Annotated in this window: 16 protein-coding genes and 2 pseudogenes; 11 read left to right on the top strand and 7 right to left on the bottom strand. The window is 69.4% G+C overall.

Annotated features, from left to right (window positions below; translation table 11 throughout):
- Positions 1–64: 64 nt before the first annotated feature.
- From miaB to ACX28W_RS22470, 3 genes are all read right to left on the bottom strand, one after another.
- Positions 65–1,585 (bottom strand): tRNA (N6-isopentenyl adenosine(37)-C2)-methylthiotransferase MiaB, encoded by a 1,521-nt coding sequence (gene miaB / locus ACX28W_RS22480; RefSeq protein WP_459000882.1) that lies wholly within the window; start codon positions 1,583–1,585, stop codon positions 65–67.
- 134 nt (positions 1,586–1,719) lie between these two features.
- Positions 1,720–2,388: a response regulator gene (locus ACX28W_RS22475; RefSeq protein ID WP_459000881.1), complete on the bottom strand. Its 669-nt coding sequence runs from the start codon at positions 2,386–2,388 to the stop codon at positions 1,720–1,722.
- Complete coding sequence (locus ACX28W_RS22470; RefSeq protein ID WP_459000879.1) at positions 2,385–3,533, bottom strand: HAMP domain-containing sensor histidine kinase; 1,149 nt, start codon at positions 3,531–3,533, stop codon at positions 2,385–2,387. The genes ACX28W_RS22475 and ACX28W_RS22470 overlap by 4 nt, the downstream gene beginning before the upstream one ends.
- Before the next feature lie 95 nt (positions 3,534–3,628).
- Between ACX28W_RS22470 and ACX28W_RS22465 the strand changes: the two genes are divergently transcribed.
- Both ACX28W_RS22465 and ACX28W_RS22460 read left to right on the top strand, forming a co-directional pair.
- Positions 3,629–4,114: a cation:proton antiporter regulatory subunit gene (locus tag ACX28W_RS22465; protein WP_459000877.1), complete on the top strand. Its 486-nt coding sequence runs from the start codon at positions 3,629–3,631 to the stop codon at positions 4,112–4,114.
- Between the two features lie 4 nt (positions 4,115–4,118).
- The gene (locus ACX28W_RS22460; protein ID WP_459000875.1) at positions 4,119–5,432 is read left to right on the top strand and encodes a cation:proton antiporter; all 1,314 of its coding nucleotides are present in this window, start codon (positions 4,119–4,121) and stop codon (positions 5,430–5,432) included.
- Positions 5,433–5,464: 32 nt separating this feature from the next.
- Here the strand turns inward: ACX28W_RS22460 and ACX28W_RS22455 are convergent, their stop codons facing one another.
- Entirely contained in the window at positions 5,465–5,941 is a 477-nt protein-coding gene (locus ACX28W_RS22455) for a pyrophosphohydrolase domain-containing protein (RefSeq protein WP_459000873.1), read from the bottom strand.
- 96 nt (positions 5,942–6,037) lie between these two features.
- Between ACX28W_RS22455 and ACX28W_RS22450 the strand changes: the two genes are divergently transcribed.
- Positions 6,038–7,036, top strand: a complete 999-nt coding sequence (locus ACX28W_RS22450; protein WP_459000871.1) for a TAXI family TRAP transporter solute-binding subunit — start codon at positions 6,038–6,040, stop codon at positions 7,034–7,036.
- A gap of 21 nt (positions 7,037–7,057) precedes the next feature.
- Here ACX28W_RS22450 and ACX28W_RS22445 read toward each other — a convergent pair whose 3' ends face one another.
- Positions 7,058–8,464, bottom strand: a complete 1,407-nt coding sequence (locus ACX28W_RS22445) for a sensor histidine kinase (protein WP_459000869.1) — start codon at positions 8,462–8,464, stop codon at positions 7,058–7,060.
- Between the two features lie 9 nt (positions 8,465–8,473).
- Positions 8,474–9,160 (bottom strand): response regulator transcription factor, encoded by a 687-nt coding sequence (locus ACX28W_RS22440; protein ID WP_459001000.1) that lies wholly within the window; start codon positions 9,158–9,160, stop codon positions 8,474–8,476.
- A 283-nt stretch (positions 9,161–9,443) separates the two neighbouring features.
- On the opposite strand from ACX28W_RS22440, the gene ACX28W_RS22435 reads away from it, so the two are divergent.
- The 5 genes and pseudogenes from ACX28W_RS22435 to ACX28W_RS22415 form a co-directional block, all read left to right on the top strand.
- Entirely contained in the window at positions 9,444–10,220 is a 777-nt protein-coding gene (locus ACX28W_RS22435; RefSeq protein ID WP_459000868.1) for an amino acid ABC transporter ATP-binding protein, read from the top strand.
- A gap of 82 nt (positions 10,221–10,302) precedes the next feature.
- A complete protein-coding gene (locus ACX28W_RS22430) occupies positions 10,303–11,148 on the top strand; it encodes a glutamate ABC transporter substrate-binding protein (protein WP_459000866.1) in 846 nt (281 codons plus the stop codon).
- Between the two features lie 115 nt (positions 11,149–11,263).
- Positions 11,264–11,932, top strand: a complete 669-nt coding sequence (locus ACX28W_RS22425) for an amino acid ABC transporter permease (protein WP_459000864.1) — start codon at positions 11,264–11,266, stop codon at positions 11,930–11,932.
- Positions 11,929–12,840 carry an amino acid ABC transporter permease gene (locus ACX28W_RS22420; protein WP_459000862.1) on the top strand — a complete coding sequence of 304 codons (912 nt, stop codon included), beginning with the start codon at positions 11,929–11,931 and terminating at the stop codon, positions 12,838–12,840. Before ACX28W_RS22425 ends, ACX28W_RS22420 begins: the two co-directional genes overlap by 4 nt.
- 112 nt (positions 12,841–12,952) lie before the next feature.
- Positions 12,953–13,075 (top strand): annotated as a pseudogene (locus ACX28W_RS22415) (IS5/IS1182 family transposase); the annotation flags it as partial.
- 38 nt (positions 13,076–13,113) lie between these two features.
- Here ACX28W_RS22415 and ACX28W_RS22410 read toward each other — a convergent pair.
- A pseudogene (locus tag ACX28W_RS22410) lies at positions 13,114–13,578 on the bottom strand (transposase); the annotation flags it as partial.
- Between the two features lie 259 nt (positions 13,579–13,837).
- Between ACX28W_RS22410 and ACX28W_RS22405 the strand changes: the two are divergent.
- The 3 genes from ACX28W_RS22405 to ACX28W_RS22395 all read left to right on the top strand — a co-directional run bounded on the left by ACX28W_RS22405 (position 13,838) and on the right by ACX28W_RS22395 (position 16,829).
- Entirely contained in the window at positions 13,838–15,559 is a 1,722-nt protein-coding gene (locus ACX28W_RS22405; protein ID WP_459000860.1) for an FAD-dependent monooxygenase, read from the top strand.
- Between the two features lie 326 nt (positions 15,560–15,885).
- Positions 15,886–16,434: a cupin domain-containing protein gene (locus ACX28W_RS22400; RefSeq protein ID WP_459000858.1), complete on the top strand. Its 549-nt coding sequence runs from the start codon at positions 15,886–15,888 to the stop codon at positions 16,432–16,434.
- Complete coding sequence (locus tag ACX28W_RS22395) at positions 16,431–16,829, top strand: rhodanese-like domain-containing protein (RefSeq protein WP_459000857.1); 399 nt, start codon at positions 16,431–16,433, stop codon at positions 16,827–16,829. Before ACX28W_RS22400 ends, ACX28W_RS22395 begins: the two co-directional genes overlap by 4 nt.
- Positions 16,830–16,844 lie beyond the last annotated feature (15 nt).

The following is a 16,844-nucleotide window of genomic DNA, read 5'->3' as shown; positions in this document are numbered from 1 at the left end:
TCCTCGATCATCCGCACATCCCGCGCGAGCGATGGCCTGCACTCCGTCCCGCCGCGTGCCGACGTCAGTCGCAGCCGCACCCGCTGCCCGTGGCCACCGGCAGCGGCTCCGGGGCGCCGATCTTCGGCAACCCCAGCATGACGCCGGCCGGCTTGACCGCCTCGGCGGCGTTCCGCTTCTCCCAGGCGTCCCCCGCGGGCGTACGGGTCACCTTCAGGGCGGCGCCCTCGGCGAGGAGGTGGTGCGGGGCGGCGTACGTGATCTCGACGGTGACAACGTCGCCGGGGCGTACTTCCTGCTCGGGCTTGGTGAAGTGGACCAGGCGGTTGTCGGGGGCGCGGCCCGAGAGGCGGTGGGTGGCGCCGTCCTTGCGCCCCTCACCCTCGGCGACCATCAGCTCGAGGGTGCGGCCGACCTGTTTCTTGTTCTCGTCCCAGGAGATCTCCTCCTGGAGGGCGACCAGACGCTCGTAGCGCGCCTGGACGATCTCCTTGGGGATCTGGTTCTCCATGGTGGCGGCGGGGGTCCCGGGACGCTTGGAGTACTGGAAGGTGAAGGCCTGCGCGAAGCGCGCCTCACGGACGACGTGCATCGTCTGCTCGAAGTCCTCCTCGGTCTCGCCCGGGAAGCCCACGATGATGTCGGTGGTGATCGCCGCGTGCGGGATGGCGGCCCGCACCTTCTCGATGATCCCCAGGTAGCGCTCCTGGCGGTACGAGCGGCGCATCGCCTTCAGAACGGTGTCCGAACCGGACTGCAGCGGCATGTGCAGCTGCGGCATCACGTTCGGCGTCTCGGCCATCGCCGCGATCACGTCGTCCGTGAAGTCGCGCGGGTGCGGCGAGGTGAAGCGCACCCGCTCCAGACCGTCGATCTGCCCGCAGGCCCGCAGCAGCTTGCTGAACGCCTCGCGGTCGCCGATGTCGCTGCCGTACGCGTTGACGTTCTGCCCGAGCAGCGTGATCTCGGAGACGCCCTCCCCGACCAGCGCCTCGATCTCGGCCAGGATGTCGCCCGTCCTGCGGTCCTTCTCCTTGCCGCGCAGCGCCGGGACGATGCAGAAGGTGCAGGTGTTGTTGCAGCCGACGGAGACGGAGACCCAGGCCGCGTACGCGCTCTCGCGGCGCGTGGGCAGCGTGGAGGGGAACGCCTCGAGCGACTCGGCGATCTCGACCTGCGCCTCTTCCTGCACGCGGGCGCGCTCCAGGAGAACCGGCAGCTTGCCGATGTTGTGCGTGCCGAAGACGACGTCCACCCAGGGCGCCCTCTTCACGATGGTGTCGCGGTCCTTCTGCGCGAGACAGCCACCGACCGCGATCTGCATCCCGGGGCGCTTCGTCTTCATCGGAGCGAGCCGGCCGAGGTTGCCGTACAGCCGGTTGTCGGCGTTCTCCCGTACCGCGCAGGTGTTGAAGACGACGACGTCCGCGTCACCGTCCGAGCCTTCAGGCGCGCGAACATAGCCGGCATCCTCGAGGAGCCCCGAGAGCCGTTCGGAGTCGTGGACGTTCATTTGGCACCCATAGGTGCGGATCTCATAGCTTCGATTGACGTCCACTGCCTGGCTCCGGTCGCTGCTGCTCATGCCATAAGGGTAGGCGGTTCCCGAGGTACGCCCGCGACGGCGACGGACTCGGGATCCTCGACCGCGAGTCACGTCTTCACGGAACTCCGGGAGTCACCGCCGACGGCACTCACTACACCTCCGGCGACTGACCTTCACGGCTCGATGAGCCCCGCGCGGATCGCGTACCGGGTGAGTTCCAGGCGGTCGCGCATGCCGAGTTTCTGCAGGAGGTTCGCCCGGTGGCTCTCCACGGTCTTGGCGCTGATGAAGAGGAGTTCGCCGATTTCCTTCGTCGTATGGCCCTCGGCGACCAGCTTGAGCACCTCCTCCTCGCGCTCGGTGACGGCACGCGCGGGCAGCCCCTCGCCGCGCCGGACACGGTCGAGATAGCTGCGTACGAGCGCGGTCTCGGCGCCGGGACAGATGAACGGTTCGTCGCGCATGGCCGCCCGGCACGCCTCGACCAGGTCGCGGTCGGCGACCGACTTCAGCACGTAACCGCAGGCACCGGCCTTGAGCGCCTCGAAGAAGTACTGCTCGTTGTCGTACATGGTCAGGATGAGGATGCGCAGGTCGGGCAGGCGGCGGGAGAGTTCTCGGGCCGCCTGCAGTCCGGTCATACGGGGCATGGCGATGTCGAGGACGGCGAGGTCCACGTCCGTGTCCCGGGCCCGGGCGACGGCTTCGGCGCCGTCGCTCGCCTCGGCCACGACGCTCAGGTCGGGTTCGCCGTCCAGGATGAGCCGTACCCCACGGCGCACGAGCGTGTGATCGTCGGCGAGCAGGACGCGCGTGGGTTGCCGGGCGGGCGGGGGCATCATCGGTCCCCGTCGAAATCGGCGCCGGTGTGGAGCCGCGGCGGTCCGCCTGTTGTCGTCGTGATGCGCAGCCGTACGTCCGTTCCTGCCTCGGGCCCGGCCCCGAGCGAGAACGCGGCGCCGATCAACAGGGCCCGTTCACGCATGCCGCGGATCCCCGCCCCCTCCCGCACCTGGCCGGGCCCCTTGCCGTTGTCGCGGACGAGCAGTTCGACGCCTCCAACGCCACCGGCACCCTCGAGGCCGTCCGGGACGCGCCGCAGCCGGAGCTCCGCGCGATCGGCGCCGGCATGCCGTGCGGTGTTGGTGAGCGCTTCCTGGGCCACTCGGTAGACCACGAGTTCCGTCTCCTCGGTCAGCGGCGGCAGGTCGCCGTCGAGGTGGTGGCGTACGGACAGCCCGTGCCCGGTGAACTCGGCCGCCAGGGAACGCAGCGCGCTGTGCAGACCGAGCTCCGCCAGGACACCCGGACGCAGCCGGCGGGCGATGCGGCGGATCTCGTCCAGGCTGCCACGCGTGGCCTCCTGTGCCTGGCGCACCTCTTCGCGCAGATCTCCGGGCACCCGGTCGGCGACCCGCTTGAGCTGCAGGAGTACGGCGGTCAGGGTCTGGCCCACCTCATCATGGAGCTCCTGGGAGATACGCCGTCGTTCGCTCTCCTGCGCGGACAGCGCGCGGGCCGAACTGGTGGCGCGCTCGGTCTCGAGCCGGTCGAGCATCGTGTTGTACGTGGTGATCAGCTCGGCGACTTCCGCGGGGCCGGTGACGGGCGCCCGGGCCCCTGGGTGCAGCAGGTCCGCGGTGACCATGGCGCGGCCCAGCCGTCCGAGCGGAGCCAGTCCGATCCGCAGTACGATCGCGTTGACGACGAGCAACACCGCCAGCCCCGCGACCACGACCAGCGCCTCGCCCGGCAGTATCGGCGTCGACACGGTGACCGGGCCCAGCAGCGACGCGGTCGCCACGGTCAGACCAGCGGCATTGAGCAGGAAGATCCGCCGGAACAGCGACACGTTGCTCTGCCCGCCCCTTCCGGCCGTCGCGCGCCCCGCAGCGGGCACCCCGTCCTTCCCGGCCTGCGGCCACGCCGCAGGCCCGGTCAGCTTCGCGCCCGCCGAGCGGCCTTGTCCATCCGTGCCAGCACCCATGTCGCCACCGTACGGGGAGATGGCAGCATGACCGTTTTGCGCGTACCAACGTGCCGACCAGCAACACCAGCCGTGCCGACCAGCAAGGGGAGATCATGTCCGCTCCACGCCTTCGGGCGACGCCACTGCCGGGCATCGGGGTCCAGTACGACCTGGTGACCCGCGAACAGCGCCACCTGTCGGTGGTGGCACACCGTGACGGCGCCCGCACAGTGAGCGTGTACCAGGCCGACGACCCCGACTCCTGCGCGCAGTCGCTGCGACTGACGAGTGGCGAGGCGGCCTCGCTGATCGACGCGCTGAAGCCCTCCCACCACAGCCCGAGTCTGCTGTACACCACGGATCTCGGGCTGATCGCGGAGCGCGTCGAAGTCGCCGCGACGTCGCGCTGGAACGGGCGGGTGCTCGGAGACACCCGGATGCGGACCGAGACCGGTGCCTCCATCGTGGCCGTGCTGCGCCGCGCCGAGGCGATCCCCTCCCCCGCCCCGGACTTCCGGCTGGCGGGCGGGGACACGCTGATCGTCGTCGGCACCCGCGAAGGCGTCGACGGCGCCGCGGCGATACTCGGACGGGAGTGAGCCCGTGCACTCCGCGGTTCTGCTGATCGAGTTCGGCGCCATCATCCTCGGTCTCGGCCTGCTCGGCCGGGCGGCCGCCCGGCTGCGGTTCTCCCCGATCCCGCTCTACCTGCTGGCCGGTCTCGCCTTCGGCGAGGGCGGGCTGCTCCCGCTCGGCGCGAGCGAGGAGTTCATCGCCACCGGCGCCGAGATCGGCGTCATCCTGCTGCTGCTGATGCTCGGCCTGGAGTACACGGCCAGCGATCTGGTCTCCAACCTCAAGGCCCACTATCCGTCGGGCCTGGTCGACTTCACCCTCAACGCCCTGCCGGGCGCGGCCGCCGCACTGCTGCTCGGCTGGGGGCCGGTCGCCGCCGTGGTCCTGGCGGGCGTCACCTGGATCTCGTCGTCCGGTGTCATCGCCAAAGTCCTGGGCGACCTGGGCCGGGTCGGCAACCGCGAGACACCCGTCATCCTCAGCATCCTCGTCCTGGAGGACCTGGCGATGGCGGTCTACCTGCCGATCGTCACCGCGCTGGTGGCCGGGGTCGGGCTGGCCGCGGGCAGTGTGACGCTGGCGATCGCCCTCGGAGCCGCGGGACTCGTCCTGTTCGTGGCCCTCCGCTACGGCCGCGTCATCTCCCGCTTCGTCTCCAGCGACGACCCCGAGAAACTGCTGCTGGTCGTGCTCGGCCTGACCATCCTCGTCGCCGGCATCGCGCAGCAGCTCCAAGTGTCCGCCGCCGTCGGCGCGTTCCTGGTCGGCATCGCCCTCTCCGGCGAGGTCGCGGAGGGCGCGCACACGCTGCTCAGCCCGCTGCGGGACCTGTTCGCGGCCATCTTCTTCGTCTTCTTCGGGCTGCACACCGACCCGGCGAGCATCCCGCCCGTGCTGTTGCCCGCGCTCGCGCTGGCCACCGTCACGGCCCTGACGAAGATCGCGACCGGATACTGGGCCGCGCATCGGGCCGGCATCTCCGTCAACGGCCGGTGGCGGGCGGGCGGAGCGCTGGTCGCGCGCGGCGAGTTCTCCATCGTCATCGCCGGACTCGCGGTCACCGCCGGCATCGAGCCCTCGCTCGGTCCGCTGGCCACGGCGTACGTGCTGATCCTGGTGGTCGTCGGCCCGCTCACCGCCCGCTACACCCAGCCCCTGGCCATGAGGCTCACCACCAGGTTCGCCGGCCATCCGGAGCGCCAGAGCGCCGCGGCACGACCGACAGAAACGGAAACGGAACGGAACCCGGATCCCCATCCGCATCCCCATCCGCATCCAGATCAAGATCCGGAATCGGAACCCGGTGGAGCGGCACGGCAACAGACAGCCGTCAGCGACTGAGCAAACCTGATCCGGCGGAGAGCAGAACGGACCTACGCGTCCACCGCCTCCCTCCAGCCCTGCCTCCGCAGAACCTCCGCCACATCCGGAGCCCGATAGCTATCCCCCTTGAGGACCTTGCCGTCGGCCCGCCGGGCGACGCTGCCGTCGGGGCCCAGCTTCGTCATGTTGGCCCGGTGGACCTCGGCGATCACCGCGTCGAGGTCGATGCCATGGACGAGCGCGGTGCCGTACGCCACGTACACGACATCGGCCAGCTCGTGCGCGAGCCGGTCGAGTGGTCCCGTGACCGAGACCTCGGCGACTTCGCCGGCCTCCTCGGCGAGCAGTTCGCCGCGGTGGGCGGCAAGGTCCGGCGAGACCTCCGTCGGAATGCTGCGGGTGTCAAGGCCGAAGGCGCGGTGGAACTCGCGGACCAGGGAAGCGGGAGAAAAGGGAGGGGGAGAAAGAGGAGCGGCAGAATGAGGAGCGGGAGAAGCGGAAGCGGGAGAAGCGGGAGAAGACTGCATCCGCCGACCCTACCGACCCGATCCGGTTCCCTCGTGAGCCCGGCCCGCGTGCCCGGCCCTGGTCAGGACGGCGTCCGGACTGGCAGGATCGCGCGCATGTTCCAGGCACTCCCCCGTATCGGCAAGCGCCGCGCGCTGTTCGGCTCGGCGGCCGCGTTCGTGGTGTTCGGGCTGCTGCTGTGGTGGCTGCTGCCGCTGGGCGAGGAGTCGCCGGACGGGACGATCACGTTCAGCACGGGCACACCGACCGGGGTCTACCAGAAGTACGGCACGCTCCTGCAGGCCGCGATCGCGAACGACATGCCGCGCCTGGACGTACGACTGCTCAACAGCGACGGTTCGCAGGAGAACGTACAGCGGGTGGCCACGGGACAGGCCGACTTCACCATCGCGGCGGCGGACGCGGTGGAGACGTACATCATGGAGAACAAGCCCGGAGCGGACCAACTGCGCGGCTGCGCACGGCTGTACGACGACTACGTACACCTGGTGGTCCCGCGCTCCTCGTCCGTGCAGTCCGTGGCGGATCTGAAGGGCAAGAAGGTGGCCGTGGGGCCGGACGGTTCCGGGGTGAGGCTGATAGCGGACCATGTGCTCGAGGCAGCCGGGCTCGACCCGCAGAAGGACATCTCGCCGTTCCCGGACGGCATCGGAACCATGCCCGACCTGCTCCAACAGCACAAGATCGACGCCTTCTTCTGGTCCGGCGGTCTGCCGACGAGCGCCGTCCAGAAGCTCTCGGAGAGGTCCGACATCCGGCTGGTGGCGATCGGCAGCGACCTGATCGCGAAGCTGCACGAGCAGGGCGGCGCCTCCCGCTACTACCGGGCCGCGGTGATGCCCGCCGACGCCTATCCCGAGGCGCAGCAGGGCTCGTCCGTGCAGACGCTGGCGGTGGCGAACTTCCTGATCACCCGCGAGGACTCGGACCCGGGGCTCACCGAGGAACTCACCCACACCGTGATCAACAGCCGCGACCGTATCGGCGCCCAGGTGCACGCGGCCCAGCTGGTGGACCTGCGGACGGCCATCTATACCGACCCGCTGCAACTGCACGAGGGTGCGCGACGCTACTACCGCTCGGTCAAGCCGTAGCACTGGCCGGACCACTCCCGGTCAGGAGCCGGGCCTCGACCTCGGCACCGTCACCGTCACCCGCAGTCCGTGCGGCTCGTGATGGGCGTACGTGATGGAGCCGCCTCCTGCCGAGAGCAACGCCCGGGAGATGGACAGACCGAGGCCCGAGCCCTTGATGTTCTGGTGCCCGGCGCTGCGCCAGAAGCGGTCGCCGATGCGGGCCAGCTCCTCGTCGCTGAGGCCGGGCCCGCCGTCGGTGACGACGACCGTCGAGACCTCGCCGTTCGAGGAGACCGCCACCTCGACGCTCTCCCCCTCCGGCGTGAACTTCAGCGCGTTGTCGATCACCGCGTCCAGGGCGCTGGACAGCGCGATCGGGTCGGCCCAGGCGGTGGTGGCCGGGCAGGTCCCGGCCAGCCGTACGCCCTTGCTGCCGGCGAGGGGTGACCAGGACGCGACGCGCTCGGCCGTCAGCTCGCCGATGTCGGTGAGCCGCAGGTCCGCTTCGGCGTGCTCGGCGAGCGCGAGGTCGAGCAGGTCGTCCAGGACCTGGGCGAGACGCTTGCCCTCGGTGCGGACCGAGGCGATCTCTTCATTGTCCTCCGGCAGTTCGAGAGCGAGCAGTTCGATGCGCAGCAGCAGCGCCGACAGCGGGTTGCGCAACTGGTGCGAGGCGTCGGCGACGAAGGCGCGCTGCTGCTCCAGGACATCCTCGACGTTGTCCGCCATCTCGTTGAACGACCGGGCCAGGCGCCTGAGTTCCGGCGGACCTCCGGCGACCGCGACCCGGGCATTGAGGCGTCCGGTCGCGATGTCGTGGGTCGTGGCGTCGAGGACCCGTACGGGCCTGAGCACCCAGCCGGTCAGGCGCAGCGCGGCGCCGAGGGCGAGGAGCATCGCGGCGACCTCACCCGCGCCGATGATCACCCAGCCGCGCAGGATCTTCGAACGCATCTGACCGGTGGGCGAGTCGGTGACCACGACCGCGATGACGTCACCGTCCCTGATGACCGGGGACGCGACGACGAGCCGGTGGCGCTGCCAGGGCCAGACCTGCTCGGGGTCATGGCTGCGGCGACCCAGGAGCGCCTCGTTGAAAGCCTCGCGCCCCTCGCCCCCCTCGGGCAGATACCAGTTCTCCGGCGCGTTGGCCATCGGGTCGAGGTTGCGGTAGAAGACGCCGGCGCGGATGCCGTACACGTCGTGGTACGCGGCGAGTTCCTTGCGCAGGGTTTCGCGGCGTTCGTCCGTGGTGCCCACCCGGGAGCCGCTCGGCCGGTCGGTGACGAACTGGGCGAGGGCGGAGAAGCGCGCCGTGTCGTCGATGCGGTCGACGACCACACGCTGCTGCTCAGCGGCCGCGAAGCTGACGGCGAGCGGAACACCGAGCGCGAGCAGCACGGCGGCCATCAGGACGATGAGCAGGGGAAGCAGGCGGGTGCGCACCGGTGCACGCTACGCCGCGGGGGCGACGAGCCGGTACCCGACGCCGCGCACCGTCTCGATCAGCGCCGGCATGCGCAGCTTGGAGCGCAGAGAGGCGACGTGCACCTCCAGGGTGCGTCCGGTCCCCTCCCAACTGGTGCGCCACACCTCGCTGATGATCTGCTCCCGGCGGAACACCACTCCGGGCCGCTGGGCGAGCAGCGCGAGAAGGTCGAACTCCTTGCGGGTCAGTTGGACGACCGAACCGTCCACGCTGACCTGGCGGGTGGGCAGTTCGATGCGCACCGGCCCGAGCCGCAGTGCGTTCTCGCCGGGGACCGCGATGTCGTCAGGGACGCTGCGCCGGCTGACGGCGTGGATACGGGCGAGCAGTTCCCCGGTGTCGTACGGCTTCACCACGTAGTCGTCGGCACCGAGGTTGAGGCCGTGGATCCGGGAGCGTACGTCGGAGCGGGCCGTGACCATGATCACCGGTGTGCTGGTGCGCTTGCGGATCTTGCCGCAGACCTCGTAGCCGTCCTGGTCGGGCAGGCCCAGGTCGAGCAGGACGACGCCGAAGCCGTCGCTCTCGGGGACCAGCGCCTGCAAGGCCTCCTCGCCGCTGCGGGCATGCGTGACGTCGAAGCCGTGTCGCGCCAGCACCGCGGACAGGGCGGCGGCGACATGGTTGTCGTCCTCGACGAGGAGCAGTCTCATTCCGGCCCCCTCCGGTTCATCGGTCATACCGTTTCGGCTTGTAGAACGCAGGCACGCGCGCGTGCACCATGGAAGTCACGCCGATGGATAAGGCCGGCGTCAAGGGACTTCGGGTTGCGGAGGGCTTCCGTTACCCAGCCGGTACGCGGTTGCGTACGAGTGCTACGACTCATGTCCGGTTGCTACCGGATCGTGATGCTCAAGTTACCCTCAGATGTAATGACGCTGGTCGTAGCGGCTCACTACTGTCCTCCGAAACCGAGGAGGACGGAGCCCAAGAGCGATGACCGAAGTATCGGTGGCCAAGGATGCCGTGGCCGCGACCGAGGACCTGGTCGTCCTGAAGAGCGTCAACAAGCACTTCGGCGCGTTGCACGTGCTCCAGGACATCGACCTGACGATCGCTCGTGGCGAGGTCGTCGTGGTCATCGGGCCCTCCGGGTCCGGGAAGTCCACCCTGTGCCGCACCATCAACCGCCTGGAGACGATCGATTCGGGCGACATCACGATCGACGGCAAGCCGCTGCCCTATGAGGGCAAGGCACTGGCCCGGCTGCGGGCCGATGTCGGCATGGTCTTCCAGTCCTTCAACCTCTTCGCGCACAAGACGGTGCTCGAGAATGTGATGCTGGGCCAGATCAAGGTCCGCAAGACCGACAAGAAGGTGGCGGAGGAGAACGCCCGCGGACTGCTCGACCGCGTGGGCGTCGGCACGCAGGCGGACAAGTACCCCGCGCAGTTGTCGGGCGGCCAGCAGCAGCGGGTCGCGATCGCGCGGGCGCTGGCGATGAACCCCAAGGTCATGCTCTTCGACGAGCCGACCTCGGCACTCGACCCCGAGATGATCAACGAGGTCCTCGAGGTCATGCAGCAGCTCGCGCGTGACGGCATGACCATGGTCGTGGTCACCCATGAGATGGGCTTCGCTCGATCGGCTGCCAACCGGGTGGTCTTCATGGCCGACGGCCGCATCGTCGAAGAGGCCGTGCCGGATCAGTTCTTCAGCAATCCCCGCAGTGACCGCGCCAAGGACTTCCTGTCGAAGATCCTGCACCACTGACGGCCTGCGTCTCTTCATTACTTCATCACTGAAGGTCACCACTGAAGACCCGCATCTCTTCACCACTCAAAGGATGTTCACCATGAAGCTCCGCAAGGTCACCGCAGCCTCGGCCGCCGTCCTCGCACTCGCCCTCACCGCCACGGCGTGCGGCTCCGAGGACAAGGACGACAGCGGCTCCTCCGCCTCCGGCGACAGCAAGACGATCAAGATCGGCATCAAGTACGACCAGCCCGGACTCGGCCTGAAGGAGCCCGACGGTTCCTTCTCCGGCTTCGACGTGGACGTGGCGACCTACGTGGCCAAGGAACTCGGCTACAAGCCTGACCAGATCGAGTTCGTCGAGACCAAGAGCGCCGACCGTGAGAACGCGCTCGCCCGCGGCGATGTGAAGATCATCGCGGCCACGTACTCGATCACCGACGAGCGCAAGGAGAAGGTCGACTTCGCCGGCCCCTACCTGCTGGCCCACCAGGACCTGCTCGTCAAGGCGGACTCCGACATCGCCAAGGGCACGGACCTCAACGGCAAGAACCTCTGTTCGGTGACCGGCTCCACCTCGGCGTCGAACGTCAAGGAGTCGATCGCCCCGGAAGCCAACCTGCGTGAGAACGCGGGCTACTCGGAGTGCATCGCCGCCCTGCAGAGCGGCAAGGTGGACGCGGTGACCACCGACAACTCGATCCTCGCGGGCTTCGCCGCCCAGGACAATTACAAGGACCAGTTCAAGCTGGCCGGGCTCGAGCTGAGCAACGAGAACTACGGCATCGGTGTCAAGAAGGGCGACACCACGACCGTGAACGACGTCAACGCCGCCCTGGAGAAGATGGTCAGCGACGGCTCCTGGCAGAAGGCCGTCGACGCGAACTTCGGTCCCGCGAACTACAAGAACGAGCCCGCCCCGAAGATCGGCGACATCGTCAGCTGACGCGGAGATCCGCACGTAACGCAGGACTTCGCAGGCACGCCGCCGCCCGCCGCGATCACGGCGGCGGCGTGCCGCGTCCTCCACGTACCCCACACACCCGGAAGCGCGGGAGATCGTGTTCGACTTTCTTGAAGGCTACGACGTCCTAGGGGCGTTCTGGATGACGGTGAAACTCACCGCCTTCTCCGCCCTCGGCTCCCTTGTCCTCGGCACCCTGCTGGCCGGGATGCGGGTCAGCCCGATCCCGCTCATGCGCGGGTTCGGCACCGCCTATGTGAACATCGTCCGGAACATCCCCCTGACGGTCATCATCGTCTTCAGCTCACTCGGCCTCGCCGACATCTTCGGCGTGACGATGGGAGCGTCCGACGACTTCCCGCTCCAGGGTTTCCGGCTGGCGGTGCTCAGTCTCGTCGCCTACCACGCGGCCTTCGTCTGCGAGTCGCTGCGCTCCGGCATCAACACCGTGCCCGTCGGGCAGGCGGAGGCGGCACGCGCCATCGGCCTGAGCTTCAGCCAGACACTGCGGCTCATCGTGCTGCCGCAGGCCTTCCGTTCGGTCATCGCCCCGCTGGCCAACGTATTGATCGCACTGACCAAGAACACCACCGTGGCAGCCGCCATCAGCGTGGCCGAAGCCGCCAGCCTGATGAAGACGATGATCGAGAACGAGGCCCAGACGCTGGCCATCGGCGCGGTCTTCGCCTTCGGGTTCGTGGTTCTGACCCTGCCCACCGGCCTCCTCCTCGGCTGGCTGAGCAAGCGACTGGCGGTGAAGCGGTGACCTCCGTTCTCTACGACGCCCCAGGCCCCCGGGCCAAGCGGCGCAATCTGATCTTCTCTGTGGTCTTCTTCGTCCTGCTCGCCCTGTTCCTGTGGTGGATCTGGCGGACGATGGACGACAAGGGACAGCTGAAATGGGCCCTGTGGGAGCCGTTCACCACATCCCAGGCCTGGACGACCTATCTGCTGCCGGGCCTCGCCGACACACTGAAGGCCGCGGCACTCGCCATGGTCATCGCCCTTCCCCTGGGCGCCTTCTTCGGCATCGCACGCCTGTCCGACCACCAGTGGGTCCGCGTTCCGGCCGGTGCGGTGGTCGAGTTCTTCCGGTCGATCCCCGTGCTGCTGCTGATGCTGTTCGCCTTCGAGTTCTACGTCCGCTCCACCGGTATCAGCAGCGAGGACCGGCCCCTCTACGCGGTCGTCACCGGCCTGGTTCTCTACAACGCCTCGGTCCTCGCCGAGGTCGTACGAGCCGGCATTCTCGCGCTGCCCAAGGGTCAGACGGAGGCCGCCTACGCGGTCGGTCTGCGCAAGGGCCAGACCATGACGAGCATCCTGCTTCCGCAGGCCGTCACCGTGATGCTGCCGGCCATCGTCAGCCAGCTCGTCGTCATCGTGAAGGACACCGCGCTGGGCGGAGTGATGCTCAACTTCACCGAGCTGCTCAACTCGCGCAGCACGCTCGCGGCCAACTACGCCAACGTCGTCGCGAGCTTCATCGTGGTGGCGGTCATCTATATCGTGGTGAACTTCATCCTCACCAGCTTCGCGAGCTGGCTGGAGAACAGGCTGCGCCGCAGCAAGCGGAGCACGGGAGCGGTCCTCGGACCCGAGGACATCGAAGACCTCAACGCGGTCGAGGTCGGGGGGACCTTCGGGACCAGCACCGGCGACACAATCCGATAAGCAGTCAGCTGGCATGACCGGTATACGGAGGCAGTGGCGTGATCGCCACTGCCTCCGTCGCAATGCACAGCCGTCAGCCGGAAGCCAGAGTCCGAAGCCACAAGAGGATGAGTTGTGGGACCGTGTGGAGCCGTTGCTGCCGCAGCGTGAGCGGCACTTCCGCTATCCGGGTGGCAAGCCATTGCCTGGCCGAGAGGTGCTGTGCGGGACCTTGTACGTGCTGCACACCGGGATCCTTGTGCCGGTGGTCACCCAGGGCCCGGTGCCCTGTTAGGCGCGGTCGGCGAGCATGAGCACGCCTTGGCGTTCGCAGATTCGGATAATCCGGTGGGTGCGGGCGGCGGTCAGGTCGTCGCACCGGCCCGGCAGAGCCGGTGAAATTCAGAGCACGTGGCCAGTAGGGTCGGTCGCGATCTGCACCTTCACGCCGGGGTGTCGGTGCTTGGCGGAGTAGTCGGCGCGGCCGTCGCACCGGCGGTCGCACTCGGCGAGGGTGCCGTCCATCAGCACGTAGTCCGGATCGCACTCGCGTAGCACCCTGAGCAGGCCCGGGCGCCCAGGCCGCAAGCAGGTCGATGACGGTCGCGGTGTAGGCGAGGGCCGTTCGCACCAATATGCCGAATCCGGCGGCGATCTGCGCAAGCGTGTCATGTTGACGAGGTACACCAGGGCTACCGACGCGCGCTGGTGCGGCGGGAGCTTACAGCGGCGGTCACCGTCGCGGGTAGCGATGAGCATGGTGATCCACTCGAACAGGGATCAAACTTCGATGGCAATGATCAAGGTTCGATGGCGCGGGACAACAGCCCCACGTTGAGGAAGGGTTGCCGAATGGATCTTGGGCGGACGCGCCCTCCGCGCAGCGGGGTCCCTGTGCGTTCAGCTTGACCGAGTGCCGCCCAGTCTGTTGCATACGTTCTGTGATCGTGCACCCTGCTCCAACCTCCTGTTCGCATGCATCCCTGAGCACACCACCGCCGGCGGGGGGCACCACGTCGTGGACCCGGTGATCATCGTCGGAGCGGGGCCCGTGGGGCTCACGCTCGCCCTTGCGCTGGCCCGCCAGGAGGTCCCCTCCGTGGTCCTGGACGAAGGGCCGGGGAAGGACGAACAGCGGCCCGCGCGGACGGTGGTTCTGCGCGAGGATACGGCCGCACTCGTCGAGCGGCTGACGGGTTTCCCGCTCCCCGAGGCCGGTTTCCGTTGGGCCGGATGGCGGTCGATGCGGCGCAAGCAGGTGATGCGCGAGATCGGGTTCGGTGCGGAGGGTGCCGACGGCGCGGAGGGCGCGGGCGGCCGCGGGGACACGAGGAGTCCCCGAGGCGCGGGAGTCCCCGCTGGTGACGGCGTTCTGGGCGGCGCCGAAGAGTTCACCTCCCCCCTGCACCTCGCCCAGCACACGCTGACCGCGGCCCTGCGCCAGGCCGTCACCCGCCAGCGGCTGATCAAGGTCGCCGTGCACAGCCGCGTCGACTCGATCGAGCAGGAGACCTCGGGCGTCACCGCGCACACCCGCGACCCCAAGGGCACCTGGTGGCGCGGCAGTTACCTCGTCGGCTGCGACGGGCCGCGCTCGACCGTGCGCAAGCTCCAGGACATCCGCTTCCCCGGACGTACGGCCGTCGAGCGATACGCCGTGGCGGCGCTGCGTACGGAACTCCCCTGGCCCGGCCAGGCGTTGTTGCACCGGATGCCGCCGTGGCGGGCGTCGGGCCCCTCGGCCGGGGAGGTGACCGCGCGTCCCCTCGCCGAGGACGTGTGGCGGCTGGACTGGCTGCTGCCGCCCGGCAAGGACCTGGTCACACCCGACCTGCTGGTGGCGCGCATCCGGGAGACCCTCGCGGGCTGGAGCGGCGGCTCCACACCTCCGTACGAACTGCTCGACACCGGCGTCCACACCGTCCACCACCGCCTCGCCCGCCGGTGGCGGGTCGGCCGCGTCTTCCTCGCCGGGGACGCCGCGCATCTGCTCGGCGCGCTCGGCACCCAGGGCCTGGACGAAGGCCTGCGGGACGCCGACAACCTCGCCTGGAAGCTGGCGCTGGCCTGGCACCACGGCCCGCACGAGGCGCTGCTCGACAGCTACCAGGTGGAGCGGCGCGGTATCGTCGCCGCCCGGCTGCGCGCCGCCGACCAGGCGCTGCCGCTGCTGCGCGGCGGCGGAGGCCTGCGCTCGTACGTCCCCGGATCGGCCCGCGGCCACGACGCGCTGCTCACCGACGGTCATCTGGGGCGCGGCCCGCTGGGCGCGCCGGGGGCGTACACCGATTCGCCGCTCGCGCCTCCGCACGCCGAGTCGCAGGCCCCTGTGGACACGACGCCCGGTGCGCAGGTCGCCGATGTGCGGGTGACCGCGGAGGACGGCTCGTTCGTACGGCTGCGGGAACGGCTCGGGCGCGGGGTGCTGCTCGTCGTACTGATCGCACCGGGCACGGGCGTGTGGGAGCGGAAGCACTGGGTGACGGCCGGGATCATGCCCCGGCTCGCGGCCGCCGTGACAGCGCTGCCGCATCCCGCCGAGCTCCTGGTCGCGGAGAGCTACCCGGGCGCCGCCCCGCACACCGTGCTGCTGATCCGCCCCGACGGCCACCTGGTCACTGCGCTCAGCGGGGTACGCCCTGCCGACCTGTACGCGGCGGCCGAGGCGACCTTGGGCGGCCCCGCGCAGGCGGAGCATGCGCGAGCGGAGAAGGCGGAGGCCGGGGCGAGTACCAGCTGACCCCCCAATGGCCCACTAGCCCACCGGCCCACTCATCCGCTGAATCACTGATCCACAGTGACCTTTCGGGCCGTCGGACCGCCTGGTGCCTGCTCGGTCACCGTGTGGTCCACATAGTGACTGCCAGTTGACCGGCCTGCACCGGCATGGTCTACTCCGGATCGTGACCGACACCTGTGTGCACCTGTGGCGGAAGGTCCATTTGGACCTCGTCCGCTATCCAGGCTGCCTGTGTCGTCCGTCCTGCTGAATTCGCATTTCTTTCCTCCGCGCGCGCCGCTCATCCGCTGCCGCACGCTCCCACGCGAACGCTCAGGACGGTACCCGTGTCTGTGTCCCCCTCCTCCCCTTCCCTCTCCGCTTCCCCCTCCGCGCCGGTTCAGGCCCCCACACAGGCCGATCTGCTCGACTTCGTGCGCCGTACGGCCGCCGACACCGAGCTGATCGCCTCGCTCCCGCTCGACCCCGAGGGCCGTACCTGGGTACGCCTCGAGGGTCCCGGCGGCAGTGAGGCCTGGCTCATCGGCTGGCCGCCCGGCACGGGAACCGGCTGGCACGACCACGCGGACTCGGTCGGCGCCTTCCTCACCGCGTCGGGCGAACTCAAGGAGTACTCGCTCGCCGCTCGACTGCCCACCGACGGCTGGAAGACCCTCGAACTCACCGAGGACGTCGACCGCGAACGGCGACTGTCTGCCGGCAAGGGCCGCTCCTTCGGCCGCCACCACGTGCACGAGGTGCTCAACGAGTCCACCGAGGAGCACGCGATCTCCGTCCACGCGTACTACCCGCCCCTGCCCCGGATCCGCCGCTACAGCCGTACGGGGCAGGTGCTGCGCCTCGAGCAGGTCGAGCGTCCGGAGGACTGGCAGTGAGCAGCCGACGCCCAGTGGGAATCGACGAGTTGCTGGAACGGGTCCGCGAGGGCCTCGACCGGGTGGAGGCCACGGAGGCGTACGGAGCCGCACAGGCGGGCGAAGCCCTTCTGGTCGACATCCGGTACGCCGCCCTGCGCGAGCGCGACGGGTTGATCCCCGGCGCCCTCGTCGTCGAGCGCAACGAACTGGAGTGGCGGCTCGACCCGCAGGGCAGCCACCGCTCCCCCGAGGCCACGAGCCACGATCTCAGGGTCGTGGTGGTCTGCAACGAGGGATACGCGTCCAGCCTCGCGGCCGCGTCCCTGCAGCAGTTGGGGCTGCACCGGGCGACCGACCTGGTCGGAGGATTCCAGGCGTGGAAGGCGGCCGGGTTCCCGGTGACTGTCCAGTAGTACGCAAGGGTGGGC

Source organism: Streptomyces sp. SD15, from assembly GCF_054462255.1.
This window is presented reverse-complemented; position numbering and strand designations above follow the sequence as displayed.

Excerpts from the sequence above, each read along its gene's own strand:
- miaB (WP_459000882.1), bottom strand. The coding sequence starts at position 1,585 with ATGAGCAGCAGCGACCGGAGCCAGGCAGTGGACGTCAATCGAAGCTAT.
- ACX28W_RS22475 (WP_459000881.1), bottom strand. The coding sequence starts at position 2,388 with ATGATGCCCCCGCCCGCCCGGCAACCCACGCGCGTCCTGCTCGCCGAC.
- ACX28W_RS22470 (WP_459000879.1), bottom strand. The coding sequence starts at position 3,533 with ATGGGTGCTGGCACGGATGGACAAGGCCGCTCGGCGGGCGCGAAGCTG.
- ACX28W_RS22465 (WP_459000877.1), top strand. The coding sequence starts at position 3,629 with ATGTCCGCTCCACGCCTTCGGGCGACGCCACTGCCGGGCATCGGGGTC.
- ACX28W_RS22455 (WP_459000873.1), bottom strand. The coding sequence starts at position 5,941 with ATGCAGTCTTCTCCCGCTTCTCCCGCTTCCGCTTCTCCCGCTCCTCAT.
- ACX28W_RS22450 (WP_459000871.1), top strand. The coding sequence starts at position 6,038 with ATGTTCCAGGCACTCCCCCGTATCGGCAAGCGCCGCGCGCTGTTCGGC.
- ACX28W_RS22440 (WP_459001000.1), bottom strand. The coding sequence starts at position 9,160 with ATGAGACTGCTCCTCGTCGAGGACGACAACCATGTCGCCGCCGCCCTG.
- ACX28W_RS22435 (WP_459000868.1), top strand. The coding sequence starts at position 9,444 with ATGACCGAAGTATCGGTGGCCAAGGATGCCGTGGCCGCGACCGAGGAC.
- ACX28W_RS22430 (WP_459000866.1), top strand. The coding sequence starts at position 10,303 with ATGAAGCTCCGCAAGGTCACCGCAGCCTCGGCCGCCGTCCTCGCACTC.